The organism is Aeromicrobium choanae (assembly GCF_900167475.1).
Taxonomy (GTDB): Bacteria; Actinomycetota; Actinomycetes; order Propionibacteriales; family Nocardioidaceae; genus Aeromicrobium; species Aeromicrobium choanae.
In genome coordinates this window covers 985,940-999,302 of sequence record NZ_LT796768.1, presented here as the reverse complement: position 1 = coordinate 999,302, position 13,363 = coordinate 985,940, and the positions used below count along the sequence as shown (strand labels likewise).

Annotated in this window: 15 protein-coding genes; 14 read left to right on the top strand and 1 reads right to left on the bottom strand. The window is 70.3% G+C overall.

Features of this window, described 5'->3' with window-relative positions:
- Positions 1 to 2 precede the first annotated feature (2 nt).
- Complete coding sequence (locus tag B5D60_RS04865; protein WP_078699106.1) at positions 3 to 539, top strand: maleylpyruvate isomerase N-terminal domain-containing protein; 537 nt, start codon at positions 3 to 5, stop codon at positions 537 to 539.
- Between the two features lie 7 nt (positions 540 to 546).
- Here the strand turns inward: B5D60_RS04865 and ddaH are convergent, their stop codons facing one another.
- The gene (gene ddaH, locus B5D60_RS04860) at positions 547 to 1,404 is read right to left on the bottom strand and encodes a dimethylargininase (RefSeq protein WP_078699105.1); all 858 of its coding nucleotides are present in this window, start codon (positions 1,402 to 1,404) and stop codon (positions 547 to 549) included.
- A gap of 126 nt (positions 1,405 to 1,530) precedes the next feature.
- On the opposite strand from ddaH, the gene B5D60_RS04855 reads away from it, so the two are divergent.
- The 13 genes from B5D60_RS04855 (at position 1,531) to B5D60_RS04795 (ending at position 13,361) form a co-directional block, all read left to right on the top strand.
- Entirely contained in the window at positions 1,531 to 1,989 is a 459-nt protein-coding gene (locus B5D60_RS04855; RefSeq protein WP_078699104.1) for an Lrp/AsnC family transcriptional regulator, read from the top strand.
- Positions 1,990 to 2,037: 48 nt separating this feature from the next.
- Entirely contained in the window at positions 2,038 to 3,477 is a 1,440-nt protein-coding gene (locus B5D60_RS04850) for an MFS transporter (RefSeq protein WP_078699103.1), read from the top strand.
- Positions 3,474 to 4,781: a M20/M25/M40 family metallo-hydrolase gene (locus tag B5D60_RS04845; protein WP_078699102.1), complete on the top strand. Its 1,308-nt coding sequence runs from the start codon at positions 3,474 to 3,476 to the stop codon at positions 4,779 to 4,781. Before B5D60_RS04850 ends, B5D60_RS04845 begins: the two co-directional genes overlap by 4 nt.
- A 19-nt stretch (positions 4,782 to 4,800) precedes the next feature.
- Positions 4,801 to 5,166 (top strand): DUF1330 domain-containing protein, encoded by a 366-nt coding sequence (locus B5D60_RS04840; protein WP_078699101.1) that lies wholly within the window; start codon positions 4,801 to 4,803, stop codon positions 5,164 to 5,166.
- A 133-nt stretch (positions 5,167 to 5,299) separates the two neighbouring features.
- Positions 5,300 to 5,521: a translation initiation factor IF-1 gene (gene infA, locus B5D60_RS04835; RefSeq protein ID WP_007078610.1), complete on the top strand. Its 222-nt coding sequence runs from the start codon at positions 5,300 to 5,302 to the stop codon at positions 5,519 to 5,521.
- A gap of 49 nt (positions 5,522 to 5,570) precedes the next feature.
- Positions 5,571 to 5,684, top strand: a complete 114-nt coding sequence (gene rpmJ, locus B5D60_RS04830) for a 50S ribosomal protein L36 (protein ID WP_008361054.1) — start codon at positions 5,571 to 5,573, stop codon at positions 5,682 to 5,684.
- A gap of 173 nt (positions 5,685 to 5,857) precedes the next feature.
- Positions 5,858 to 6,226: a 30S ribosomal protein S13 gene (rpsM, locus tag B5D60_RS04825; protein ID WP_078699100.1), complete on the top strand. Its 369-nt coding sequence runs from the start codon at positions 5,858 to 5,860 to the stop codon at positions 6,224 to 6,226.
- 8 nt (positions 6,227 to 6,234) lie between these two features.
- Positions 6,235 to 6,633 carry a 30S ribosomal protein S11 gene (rpsK, locus tag B5D60_RS04820; protein ID WP_078699099.1) on the top strand — a complete coding sequence of 133 codons (399 nt, stop codon included), beginning with the start codon at positions 6,235 to 6,237 and terminating at the stop codon, positions 6,631 to 6,633.
- A 35-nt stretch (positions 6,634 to 6,668) separates the two neighbouring features.
- The gene (gene rpsD / locus B5D60_RS04815; RefSeq protein WP_078699098.1) at positions 6,669 to 7,277 is read left to right on the top strand and encodes a 30S ribosomal protein S4; all 609 of its coding nucleotides are present in this window, start codon (positions 6,669 to 6,671) and stop codon (positions 7,275 to 7,277) included.
- A gap of 61 nt (positions 7,278 to 7,338) precedes the next feature.
- Complete coding sequence (locus B5D60_RS04810; RefSeq protein WP_078699097.1) at positions 7,339 to 8,349, top strand: DNA-directed RNA polymerase subunit alpha; 1,011 nt, start codon at positions 7,339 to 7,341, stop codon at positions 8,347 to 8,349.
- Between the two features lie 34 nt (positions 8,350 to 8,383).
- Positions 8,384 to 8,926: a 50S ribosomal protein L17 gene (gene rplQ / locus B5D60_RS04805; RefSeq protein ID WP_078699096.1), complete on the top strand. Its 543-nt coding sequence runs from the start codon at positions 8,384 to 8,386 to the stop codon at positions 8,924 to 8,926.
- Positions 8,927 to 9,080: 154 nt separating this feature from the next.
- Positions 9,081 to 11,096: a S8 family serine peptidase gene (locus tag B5D60_RS04800; RefSeq protein WP_078699095.1), complete on the top strand. Its 2,016-nt coding sequence runs from the start codon at positions 9,081 to 9,083 to the stop codon at positions 11,094 to 11,096.
- Positions 11,097 to 11,189: 93 nt separating this feature from the next.
- Positions 11,190 to 13,361 (top strand): S8 family serine peptidase, encoded by a 2,172-nt coding sequence (locus B5D60_RS04795; RefSeq protein WP_078699094.1) that lies wholly within the window; start codon positions 11,190 to 11,192, stop codon positions 13,359 to 13,361.
- Positions 13,362 to 13,363: the final 2 nt, after the last annotated feature.

Sequence of the window (13,363 nt, the reverse complement as noted above, 5' to 3'; positions counted from 1 at the left end):
GCATGACCTTCTACCTCGACGCTGCTGACCGCTTCTCCGCCACCGTGGACGCCACGACGGACTGGTCCGCCACCTCCCCGTGCGCGGACTGGACCGCCGCCGACGTGGTCGCGCACGTGATCGACTCGGAGCGCGACTTCTTCGCGCGGCACGACCTCGACCTCGGGGAGCGTCCGGCGGGCGCCCCCGCGCAGGCCTGGGCCGCCCACCTCGACGCCGTCCGCCCTTACGCCTGCGACGCGGCCGTGGCCTCGCGTGAGTTCGACGGCTTCTTCGGCAGGACCACCATCGGCGCCACGCTGGACTCCTTCTACGGCTTCGACCTCGTGGTGCACGGCTGGGACCTGGGCGCCTCCAATGGACGTCCCACGACGTTCTCCGACGGGGACATGGACGCGATGGACGCCGCGTTCGCGGGCTTCGGCGACCATGCCTACGACGACGGAGTGTTCGGCCGGCCGGTCGACGTCCCCGACGAAGCGGACCGGCAGACGAAGCTGCTGGCCCGGATGGGCCGCCGCCCGCGGGTCGCCGCCTGACGTCGGCTCAGCGGTGCAGCTCGGCGGTGCAGCACTTCACGCTGCCACCGCCCTTGACGAACTCGGAGAGCTCGACCGGCACCGGGTGGTAGCCACGGTCCTGCAGGGTCCTCGCGAGCTCCGGCGACTCGGTCGGGAGCACGACGTTCGCGCCGTCGCTGACGAGGTTCAGCCCGAACGCGAGCGCCTCGGCCTCGGAGCACTCCAGCGACGCGGGGAAGAGGCGTCGCAGCGTGCGGCGCGCGGCCGGGCTGAACGCACCGGGGAACCAGGCGATGTCGGCGGGCGCGTCGCCCCAGCCGTCGTCGAGCACGCCGAGCGCGACGTCGAGGTGGTAGAACCGCGGATCGACCAGCTCGAGCGAGACGACCGGCCGACCGAGGGCCGCCTCGGCCTCGCGGTGGGCGTCGGGGGAGGTGCGGAAGCCGTGGCCGGCGAGCACGACGTCGCGCAGGACGAGGAAGTCGCCCTCGCCCTCGTTGGTGTGGGTCGGCCGCTGGACCTCACGGCCGGCGGCGCGGAGGAAGTCGACGTGAGCGTGCGCCTCGGCCTGGCGCTGCGGGAAGGCGAAGGCCGCGCCGTACGTGCGGTCCGCCACGGACACGGCGCCGTTCGCGGCGAACACCATGTCGGGAAGGCCCGGGACCGCGCCCAGCAGGTCGACGCGGTGGCCGAGGGCCCGGTACACGTCCTGGAGACCCTGCCACTGTGCCTGCGCGAGCCCGGTGTCCACCGCGTTGGTGAGGTCCATCCACGGGTTGATCGAGTAGACGACCTCGAACGCGGTGGGTGGGCACATCACGTAGTGGCGCGTGCGCGTGCTGCGGGCCGGAGCGGCCCGCGGCGTGGTCAGGATCTGCGTCATGGAGCTCCTCGGGCGGGGGATGATACGAGCGTAGGGACTGGGGACGGGCAGAACCAGCCGTTTATCCCTCGCGTGACCTTCGCTTTCTTGTGCATTCTGGCCCTCTAGGTTTGATACGTTGCGCCCATGAGCCTGGACCAGATCGATCGTTCCCTGCTGGACGCCCTGACCGAGGACGGCCGCGCGAGCTATGCCGCGCTCGGCTCGCGGGTGGGGCTGTCCGCGCCGGCGGTCAAGCGCCGGGTGGACCGACTCGTGGAGTCCGGGGTGATCAGCGGGTTCACCGTGGTCGTCGACCCGCACCACCGCGGCTGGACCACCGAGGCCTACGTCGAGGTGCACTGCCAGGGCACGATCTCGCCGCGCGTGCTGCGGGAGGCGTTCCTGCAGGTGCCCCAGGTCCACGCGGCGGCCACCGTCTCCGGCGCCGCCGACGCGATCCTGCACCTGGTGGCCGAGGACGTGCGCGACCTCGAGTCCGCGCTGGAGCAGATCCGCGTCGGCGCCGCCAGCGTGAGCCAGACCGAGACCTCGATCGTGCTGTCGCGGCTCATCCACGACCGGCACGGGGTCGCGGGGGACTGACTCGCGATCCGTGGGCCGGGCCCGGCCGAGGGGTCTAGCCTGTGGCGCATGGGACGACATCGCGCTGCCTCCGTCGGGGCCGGACTCGTGGGCGCGCTCGTCTTCGTGGAGTTCGTCAGCGGATTCCTGCAGGGCTACTACACGCCGCTGGCCACCGACATCGCCCGCCACCTCGACATCAACGACGCCGACGTCAACTGGTTCGAGGCGGCGCAGCTGCTGCTCTCGGCGCTGTGCGTGCCGCCGCTGTCCAAGCTCGGTGACCTCATCGGCCACCAGCGGGTGCTGGTGTGGGCGGCCGTCCTCACGGCGGTCGCCACGTGCGGCATCGCCTTCGCGACCTCGTTCGAGACCTATCTCGTGTTCTGGGCGCTGCAGGGCGTCTTCACCGTGTGGCTGCCGCTGGAGGTGGCGCTGATCTACCGCCGCAGCGCGGGGCTGCCCCAGCGGGCGGCCGCCACGCGGCGGGCGACCGGAGTCATCGTCGCGGCGTTGCAGGCCGGTGCGATCGCCGGAGCGCTCTCGGCCGGTGCGACCTCGGCGCTGTTCGGCTCGCTGTGGATGGTGCTGGCCGTGCCCGGCGTCCTGACCGTGGTGGTCGTGTTCGTGATCGTCGGCTTCGTTCCCGACGCGCACGAGCGCCAGCCCGGCAGCCTGGACGGCCCCGGGCTCCTGCTCCTCAGCGCCAGCCTGCTGCTGGTGACCGGCGGCCTCTCGCTCGTGCGGGTCGTCGGCGTCGCGTCCCCGTGGCCCTGGCTCGCGATCGTCGTGGGTGCGCTCGTGCTGGTGCCGTTCGTCCGGTACGAGCTGCGAGTGCCTGATCCGATCATCGACCTGCGCGTCATGCGCCAGGCATCGATGTGGCCCGTGCAGTTCACCGCGCTGCTGTTCGGCGTCAGCGTGCTCGGCGCACAGATCCCGCTCTCGACGTTCGCCCAGACCGACCCCGACGTCCACGGCTACGGGCTCGGCCTGAACGCGACCTCTGTGGCCCCCGTGATCGGCGGCTACGTGCTCTCGATGCTCGTCGGTGCGCTCGTGTTCGCGCGACTGAGCCAGCGCTTCACGCCACGCGCCTGCCTCATCGCGGCGGCGGGCCTGGTGGGCGTGGGCTACGCGGCGCTGGTGCCCCTGCACTTCTCGGTGGCCCAGATGGCCGCGTGCATGGTGGTGGCGGGTCTGGGCTCGGGCGCGCTCGTCGCCGCCCTGCCCGCCGCCGCCGCAGCCGCCGCGCCCGAGGGCCGGACCGCCGTGGCCACCGGCCTGACCAACACCACCAAGACCATCGGCGGCTCCTTCGCCTCGTGCATCTTCGGGGTGGCCCTGGCCGCCGGCGCGACCCACGCGGCCGCCGCGTCGATGTCGGGCTACTACACGGTCTGGATCGTGTGCTCGGCCACGGCGTTCGTGGCCGCCGTGGGACTGACCTTCGTGCCGCGGCTGGCGTTCGCCGACCCGGCCGGGATCGAGGAGGAGATTGGACGATGAACGCCGCCGCACGCCTGGCCGAGCTGATCGGCTGCCGTACCGTGTCGGCCCCGGACGAACGCGACGAGGCCGAGTTCGTGGCCTTCCGCGAGACGTTCGCCCGGCTGTACCCGAGCCTGCACGCCGCCCTGGAGCTCACCGAGTTCCCGGGCGGCACCCTGCTCTTCCGGTGGCCGGGCCGCAGCCCCGAGCGGCCCCTGGTGCTGATGGCCCACTACGACGTGGTGCCCGCACCGGCCGAGCAGTGGGACCGCGACCCGTTCGCGGGGGTGATCGAGGACGGCTTCGTCCACGGCCGCGGCGCCCTCGACGACAAGGGGCCGCTGGTGTGCATCGCCGAGGCGGTGGAGTCGCTGCTGGCCGAGGGCTTCGAGCCGGCCCGCGACGTCTACCTCTCGTTCGGGTCCGACGAGGAGGTGTTCGGGCACGGCGCGGCCGAGGTGGTCGACCACCTCGACTCGATGGGCGTGCGCCCGTGGCTCGTCTCGGACGAGGGCGGCGCGATCGTCGACGACGGGCTGCCGGGGGTGTCGGCGACCACCGCGATGGTCGCGATCGTCGAGAAGGGCACGGTCGACGTCGGCCTGCTCGCCCGCGGGGGAGGCGGCCACGCCTCCACGCCGGCGAAGAACGGCGCCACCGCGCGCCTGGCCCGCGCCATCGTGCGGATCGACCGGCATCCCGCGACGCCGCACCTGTCCGACCCGGTCCTGCAGATGCTCGACGCGCTGTCGGGACTGGTGCCGAAGCCGCTCGCGCCGGTGCTCCAGCACGCCGGACGAGCCAACCGTCCGGTCGCCGAGCTGCTGGCGCGGCTGGGCAAGGAGACCGGCGCCATGGTCCGCACGACGATGGCGGTCACCCAGGTCAGCGGCAGCCCGGCCCGCAACGTGCTCGCCACCGAGGCGCGCGCGAACGTCAACGTCCGGCTCGCGGTCGGTGACACCCGTGAGCGGCTGCGCGGCCGGCTCGAGCGGCTGTTCCGCGGGCTCGGCATCGAGATCGAGCGGATGGACGGCGAGGACCCGCCCCCGGTCTCGCGCACCGACAACGACGCGTGGCGCGCCCTGGGGGAGGCCGTCGCGGCGCTCGGTCCGGGGATCGCGGTCGTGCCGTACGTGCAGACCGGCGGCACCGACTCGCGGCACTTCACGCGGATCAGCGACTCGGTCTACCGGTTCGCGCCGCTGCACATGACCCGCGCCCAGCGCGACTCGATCCATGCGCCGAACGAGAAGGTCGCGATCGACACGCTCGAGCGGGGCAGCGCGTTCCATCGCGCGCTCATCACCGGCCTGGGCTGAACCCGGCTAGGGTCGGGCCATGCCTGTCGATCCCACTGGTGCCGACCTCAAGCGGTTCCTCGCCGAGGACCCCGGCGGTCCCGTCGTGATGCTGAACCTGCTGCAGTTCCGCGAGGACGGCGCGTCGTCCTACCGCGAGTACTCCGAGCGCATCGGCCCGTTCCTGGCGAAGGTCGGCGGCGAGGTCGTTCACGCCGGCGACCTGGCCACGGCGCTGGTCGCCCCCGACGGCTGGTCGTGGGACGCGATCCTGCTCGTGAGGTACCCCTCGCGCGAGGCGTTCAGCGCGATGGTGGCCGACCCGGAGTACCAGCAGATCACCGGGCTGCGCACCGCCGCGCTCGACGCGGCCGTCCTGCAGGCCGGCGTCCCCTGGCCGATTTGAGTCCAGCACCCCTTTCGGCGTAGACTTGTGTGTCGGCCTTGTCGGGCCGTATCCCCATGCCCTCCGGCAGACCTTTCGAGGTGGGGACACGTGCGTGTCAGGTCGATCAGTCGATACGAAGAAGTTGAGGTGTATGGCGAAAAAAGAAGGCGTCATCGAGATGGAGGGTGCGGTCGTCGAGGCCCTGCCCAACGCGATGTTCCGGGTCGAGCTGGCCAATGGCCACAAGGTCCTGGCGCACATCAGCGGCAAGATGCGCCAGCACTACATCCGGATCCTCCCCGAGGACCGGGTCGTGGTGGAACTCTCGCCGTACGACCTCAGCCGCGGACGCATCGTCTACCGCTACAAGTGACAACTAAAAATCCCCCACGTTCAGTTCGTACCGAAGAGAGAGCTTCTCGATGAAGGTCAACCCGAGCGTGAAGAAGATCTGTGACAAGTGCAAGGTGATTCGTCGCCACGGCCGCGTCATGGTGATCTGCGAGAACCCGCGCCACAAGCAGCGCCAGGGCTGAGCAGAGAACCTCTTCTTCAACGCAGCACCCTGAACATCTGACGGCTCATCCGGGCCCCGCCACCAGGCGGAGTCCCGGGTGTCACCTCCGGCGCAGAGGCCGGAGCTCGATCGAGGCGATCGAGGTGCCCCAGGTGACGACACCTCTGCCGAACCGAAAGGAACTGCCAGCACATGGCACGCCTCGTCGGAGTGGATCTGCCGCGCGAAAAGCGCGTGGTGATCGGACTCACGTACATCTTCGGTGTCGGTCGCACTCGTGCGATCGAGACCCTCGCCGCCACCGGCATCGACCCCAACACCCGCGTTCACGAGTTGAACGACGACCAGCTCGTCGCACTTCGTGACCACATCGAGGCGAACTACCAGGTCGAGGGCGACCTGCGCCGCGAGGTCACCGCGGACATCCGCCGCAAGATGGAGATCGGCTCGTACCAGGGCCGCCGTCACCGTGCGCACCTGCCCGTTCGCGGCCAGCGCACCAAGACCAACGCGCGCACCCGCAAGGGCCCGAAGCGCACCGTCGCCGGAAAGAAGAAGTGAGGTAGCCGATGCCCCCGAAGAACTCCGGCGCCAAGAAGGTGCGCCGCAAGGAAAAGAAGAACGTCGTTCAGGGCGAAGCCCACATCAAGAGCACGTTCAACAACACGCACGTGACGATCACCGACCCCAGCGGTGCGGTGATCGCGTGGGCCTCCGGCGGAACCGTCGGCTTCAAGGGCTCGCGCAAGTCGACTCCGTACGCCGCCGGCATGGCCGCCGAGGCCGCCGGACGTCAGGCGATGGACCACGGCATGAAGAAGGTCGACGTCTTCGTCAAGGGCCCCGGCTCCGGACGTGAGACCGCGATCCGGTCGCTCAGCGGCGTCGGCCTCGAGGTCGGCACCATCTCTGACGTGACCCCCAGCCCGCACAACGGCTGCCGTCCGCCCAAGCACCGTCGTCTCTGACGCGTCGTCGACTTTTCCTCAAGGAGTAATCAACCATGGCCCGTTACACCGGACCTCTCACCAAGAAGTCGCGCCGTTACGGCGTCGACCTCGTTGGTGGGGACAAGGCCTTCGAGCGCCGTCCGTACGCGCCCGGCCAGCACGGCCGCACCCGCGTCAAGGAGTCGGAGTACCGCACCCAGCTGCAGGAGAAGCAGAAGGCGCGTTACACCTACGGCGTCCTCGAGAAGCAGTTCCGCAAGTACTACGAGCTGGCCTCGCGCCGTCCCGGCAAGACCGGTGACAACCTGCTGAGCCTGCTCGAGAGCCGCCTGGACAACGTCGTCTACCGTGCCGGCCTGGCCCGCACGCGTCGTCACGCCCGCCAGCTGGTGACCCACGGTCACTTCCTGGTCAACGGTGTGAAGACGAACATCCCGTCGTTCCAGGTCAGCAAGCACGACATCATCGACGTCAAGGCCAAGAGCCTGGAGACCACGCCGTTCATCGTCGCGCGTGAGACCCACGACGCCGACGTCGTGCCCGGCTGGCTCGACGTCTCGCCCGATCGCGGTCGCATCCTGGTGCACCAGCGCCCGGTTCGCGAGCAGATCACCGTGCCGATCCAGGAACAGCTCATCGTCGAGTTCTACTCGAAGATCTGATCCACCCCATCTGTCCACTTAACCGGCCCTCAAATAGCGGTGGGTCCGGAAAGGAAGAACCATGCTGATCGCCCAGCGCCCCGTCCTGTCCGAAGAGGTCGTCGACGAGTTCCGTTCGCGGTTCGTCATCGAGCCCCTGGAGCCCGGATTCGGCTACACCCTCGGCAACTCGCTGCGTCGTACGCTGCTGTCGTCGATCCCGGGTGCGGCCGTCACCTCGATCAAGATCGACGGTGTCCTCCACGAGTTCTCGACCGTCGAGGGCGTGACCGAGGACGTCACCGAGATCATCCTCAACCTGAAGAACCTCGTGGTCTCCTCGACCATCGACGAGCCCGTCGTGATGTACCTGCGCGCCGACGAGGCCGGTGACGTCACCGCCGCCGCGATCACGCCGCCGGCCGGTGTGGAGGTCCACAACCCGGACCTGCACGTCGCCACGCTGAACGGCAAGGGCCGCCTCGAGATCGAGCTGGTCGTCGAGCGTGGCCGCGGCTACGTCTCGGCCGTCCAGAACAAGACGGGCGACGAGGAGATCGGCCGCATGCCGGTCGACTCGATCTACAGCCCCGTGCTGAAGGTCACCTACAAGGTCGAGGCCACCCGAGTCGAGCAGCGCACCGACTTCGACAAGCTGATCATCGACGTCGAGACCAAGGCCTCGATCCTGCCGCGCGACGCGATCGCGTCGGCCGGGTCCACCCTGGTCGAGCTGTTCGGTCTGGCGCGCGAGCTGAACGTCGAGGCCGAGGGCATCGACATCGGCCCGTCGCCGGTCGACGAGCAGCTGGCTGCCGACCTCGCCCTGGCGATCGAGGACCTGGACTTCACCGTCCGTTCCTACAACTGCCTCAAGCGCGAGGGCATCCACACGGTGGGTGAGCTGATCACGCGCAGCGAGCAGGACCTGCTGGACATCCGCAACTTCGGCTCGAAGTCGATCGATGAGGTCAAGGCCAAGCTCGCCGAGCTCGGTCTGGCCCTCAAGGACAGCCCGTCGGGATTCGACCCGTCCGCCGTCATCGACAACTTCGACGAGGACGCCAGCTTCGCCGAGGACGAGCAGTACTGAACTGCTCTGACACCACTGATTCAGGAGTAACGACATGCCCACCCCCACCAAGGGTCCTCGCCTCGGCGGCAGCCCCTCGCACCAGCGGCTGATCCTGGCGAACCTGGCCCAGAGCCTGTTCGAGCACGGCCGCATCACGACGACCGAGGCGAAGGCCAAGCGCCTGCGCCCGTACGCCGAGCACCTCATCACGAAGGCCAAGACCGACACGGTGGCCAACCGCCGCCACGTCGTGAAGGTCATCCGTGACAAGGGCGTCCTGCACACCCTCTTCACGGAGATCGGCCCGTCCATGGCCACCCGTCCGGGCGGCTACACGCGCATCACGAAGATCGGTCCGCGCAAGGGCGACAACGCCCCCATGGCCGTCATCGAGATCGTCGAGGCCAAGGAGTTCGAGCCCCAGTCGCAGAAGAAGGCGACGAAGGCCGAGACCGCTCCGGTCGTCGAGGAGGCCCCGGTCGAGGAGACCGTGACCGACGAGACCGCCGAGGAGACCGCTGAGGTCACCGAGGCGCCTGCCGACGAGGCCGTCGCCGAGGAGGCCCCCGCGGCCACCGAGGACGAGACCAAGTAACACCTCCGCACGCAGCGCCCACCCCGCACGGGGTGGGCGCTGCGTCGTTCCCGGATACCGCGGCGATCGAGTCGGGGAATCAGGCGCTTTCGGGATATGATCTGCGGGGCCCCTCAGCGGTGAGGCGCCTGTTGACTCGGGGAAGGCCCACCACATGACGCAGCGCCTGCGCCGTCCACTCACTCTCGTCGTCCCGCTCGTGACGTCGCTCGCCCTCGCCGGCGGCGCGATGGCCGCGGTGGCCCAGACCGAGCCGATCGAGCCGTCGCTGCTGAACACGACCGAGGTGCCGCAGCCCGCGCGCGGCATCATCGTGAAGCTCGCTGACGACACCGACGCCGAGGTCGCCGACCTCGCCGACGACGTGGCCGCCGAGCTGCCCGACGGCGTCGGCGTCGCCGACTCCACCTCGGGCACCCAGGACCTCGGCGTGCTCGACCTCTCCGAGCAGGTGGACGCCACCGACCTCGACGACGCGATCGAGCAGCTCAACGAGGACCCCGCGGTCGAGTGGGCCGTGCCCAACGGCGTGCGCCTGCCGTCAGCCACCGCCAACGACCCGTACTTCACCAACAACTCGCTGTGGAACCTCACCGGCGCGTGGGGCGTGCAGGCGAACCGCGCCTGGGACATCACCACCGGCTCGCCGAACGTGCGGGTCGCCGTGCTCGACACCGGCGCGATCCTGGGCCACCCCGACCTGGCCGGCCAGTTCGTGGCGGGCCGCGACTTCGTCGACGACGAGTACGACTGCATGAATCGTTCGTGCTCGCGCATCGCCTACCGTCGCTCCTACATCAGCGCGAACGACCGCAGCAGCTGGGACGCCAACGCCGCCGACCCGGGCGACGGGCGCGAGAGCAGCGGCATGTGCCCGTACCTGTCCGGCGGTCGGAGCAGCTGGCACGGCACCCACGTGGCGGGCACGATCGCCGCGAAGCGCAACAACAGCACCGGCGTGGTCGGCATCGCCCCCACCGTGAAGGTGCAGCCCGTGCGCGTCCTGGGCCGCTGCGGCGGCACCGACTGGGACATCGCGATGGGCATCCTGTGGGCGTCCGGCGCGAACGTGACCGCCTACGACGGCCGCCGTCACGGCTCGATCCCGGTGAACCGCACGCCTTCGAAGGTCATCAACCTCTCGCTGGGCGGGTACACGCCCGACCGGGGGTACGTCCGTGAGATGTGCCAGTTCTACGGCCAGATCTCCTCGATCGCACGCCAGCGCGGCTCGACGATCGTCGCGGCTGCCGGCAACAACGGTGGCAACCACGTCTACAACGTCCCGTCGTCGTGCCCGGGCTTCATCTCCGTGGCCGCCACGGACAGGAACGGCAACCGCGCGTCGTTCTCGAACCACGGTGCCGGGGTCGACGTCGCGGCTCCGGGCGTCGGCATCCCGTCGACCTACAACGGTGGTCAGTACGCGCCGGGGGCGAACACGTACGCGGCGATGGACGGCACCAGCATGGCTGCCCCCGCGGTCGCGGCGACGGCCGCGCTGGCGTACTCGGTCGGCATCACGAGCCCCGACGTCGTGGAGCGGGTCCTGAAGGCCACCGCCCGCCGCGCGGCGAGCTGCTCCGCATCCTCCTGCGGGGCAGGTGTCGTGAACGCCCACGGCGTGCTGACCGCGAAGGCGCCCCTCACGGCGCCGGGCCTCAGGGGTGCGGCGCGTCCCGGACGCACGCTCGTGGCGAGCCCGGGTCGCTGGCGCAACGGCGCGACGGTCCGCCTCACCTGGTACCGCGGCTCGAAGGCCGTGCGGACCGGCAGCACCTACCGCGTGACGAAGGCCGACCTCGGCAAGCGGGTCACCGTGCGGGCCACGGCCACCAACGGCTCGGGCGGCATCTTCCACCAGCGCTCGGTCGTGGTGAAGTCCAAGCCGCGCCTGAAGTTCGCGCTGCCGTCGAAGTTCAGCAAGTCCAAGCGCGCGAAGCTGACCGTCAAGGTGACGGCACCGTACGTCCGGGCCACCGGAACGATCCGCGTGTACGACGGCAAGAAGCGGATCGCGACCAAGAAGATCTACTCGAAGAACAAGGGCAAGGTCACGATCAAGCTGCCCAAGATCAAGAAGAAGGGCAAGCACCGGATCCGCGTCATCTACTCCGGCAGCGCCAAGGTCAGCAGCGCGAAGAAGAGCAAGGTGGTCCGCGTCCGCTGAGCTGAGGGCGGTGGGGCTTCTGGGACACGTGGGATTTGCCCTATCCTGCTGCTGTCGTTCCCGTCGGGGGAGCCACCTCGAGTCAGGACCACCGTGCGCCGCAGCCTCGCCCTCTCCGCCCTGCCCTTTCTCCTCGTCGCCTCGGCGCTGGTGTCCACGGGCGCGTCCGCGGCTCCGTCGCCGGAGCCCGCGGGGGCGCAGTCGCCCGCGGCGAAGCAGGCGCCACGCGTCGCCCGCGGCCTGATCGTGAAGGCCAGGACCGCATCCGTGGCGCGGCGCACGTCGCTGGCGCGCAGTGCCGACGCGGAGCTGCCGGTCGCCGTCGACGTCGCCACGACCCAGTCCGGGCCCCAGGGCCTGTCGATGCTGCGGCTGGAGCGACCCGTCGCGGTGGAGGACCTCGACCCGGCCATCGAGGCGATCAAGGACCGGGCGGACGTGGAGTGGGTCGTACCGGACACCCTGCGCACCGTGTCGAGCGCGCCCCCGGTCAGCGTCAACGACCCGGAATTCACCGCCCAGGGCAACCTGTGGGACACGCGCGACGAGATCGAGGGCGTGGCGACGAGCGGCGGCTACACGACGAAGGCCCCCGCTCTTTGGCGTGCCACCAGGGGCAGCGGCTCCGTGGTCGTCGCCGTGGTCGACTCCGGCATCACGAGCCACCCTGACCTGGCCGGCCAGACCGTCGCCGGCTACGACTTCGTCGATGACGAGTGCACCGTCTCCGGCGAGGACTGCTTCTACGACGAGAGCTACATCAGCGCCGGCGACGGCGATGGCTGGGACGCAGATCCCTCCGACCCCGGCGATTGGGTGTCCGAGGACCTTGCGGTCAAGTGCGGCCTGCCCGAGGGCGAGGACCCCGCGGACTACGTCTCGGACAGCTCCTGGCACGGCACGCACGTTGCCGGCACGGTGGCGGCGAAGTCGAACAACGGGATCGGCGTCGCGGGCGTGGCGCCGGGCGTCAAGGTGCAGCCGGTACGCGTGACCGGCCACTGCGGCGGCTGGGACTCCGACATCGCCGCGGGCATCCTGTGGTCCTCCGGGTACGACCTGCGCGAGTACGGCGTGCCCCTGAACCGGACGCCGGCCCAGGTCATCAACCTGTCGCTCGGCGGCGAGTCGGACGACCCCGACGAGGTGGCGGCCGCGTGTGAGTACTACGGCGAAGTCGCCGAGGTGGCGCGGGCCAACGGGGCCACCCTGGTCGCCTCGGCGGGGAACGCGTCCGCCTCCACGATCTTCCCGCTCGCAGGCAGCGTGCCGGCGTCGTGCGACGGCTACGTCAGCGTGACCGCGACGAGCGACACGGGCCACCGCGCGTGGTATTCCACGGCGGGCGACGGGGCCGACATCGCGGCGCCGGGCGGCGACCAGAACATCCAGCCCTCGAGCGAGACCCGCGGCATCCTCTCCACGGTCAACCAGGGCTTGGAGGGACCGACCGAGCCCGGGTACGGCTGGTACCAGGGCACCAGCATGGCCGCGCCGGCCGTGGCGGCGGGAGCGGCGCTGCTGTACTCCCTCGGGGTCACGAGCCCGGCCGCCGTCGAGTCGAGGCTCAAGGCCGCCGTGCAGCCGTTCTCCCCGGTGATCAAGGGCTCCGGGACGATCCTGCTAGGGGGCGTGGAGCGCACCACAGACACGATCGACTGCACGTCGTCGGGACGCACGTCCTGCGGAACGGGCATCCTCGACCTGTCGAAGGTCACGGCACCGCTGGGAGCACCCGCGATCTCGGGCACGGTCAAGCCCGGGGGAGTGGTTCGCGCGACCTCGCGCGGGCTGACCAACAAGGGCGGCACGTCGGCGATCACCTGGTGGCGTGGAGCGACGCGCATCGGCTCGGGATCGAGCTACCGAATCACCGGCGCCGACCTCGGTCGCACCCTCACGGCTCGCGACACGGTCGTCTCGGGGAGCTTCGCCGGTGTCTACCGCGCCGGCACGGTCTCCGTGCCGAGGACGAAGGCCAGGGCCCGGGTGTCGATGTCGATGCCGTCGAGCCTCAAGCGCACGAAGCGGGCGCGACTGGTCGTGCGGGTCTCCGCGCCGCTCGTCCGCCCGACCGGAACGATCCGCGTGTACGACGGGTCGAAGCGCATCGCCACGAAGCGCCTGTACGTGAAGAACGGCGGCAAGGTGGCGATCCTGCTGCCGAAGGTCACGAAGAAGGGCAAGCACCGGATCCGCGTGGTCTACTCCGGCGACGGGGTCACCACGTCGGCGAAGTCGAGCAAGGTCGTGCGCGTCCGCTGACG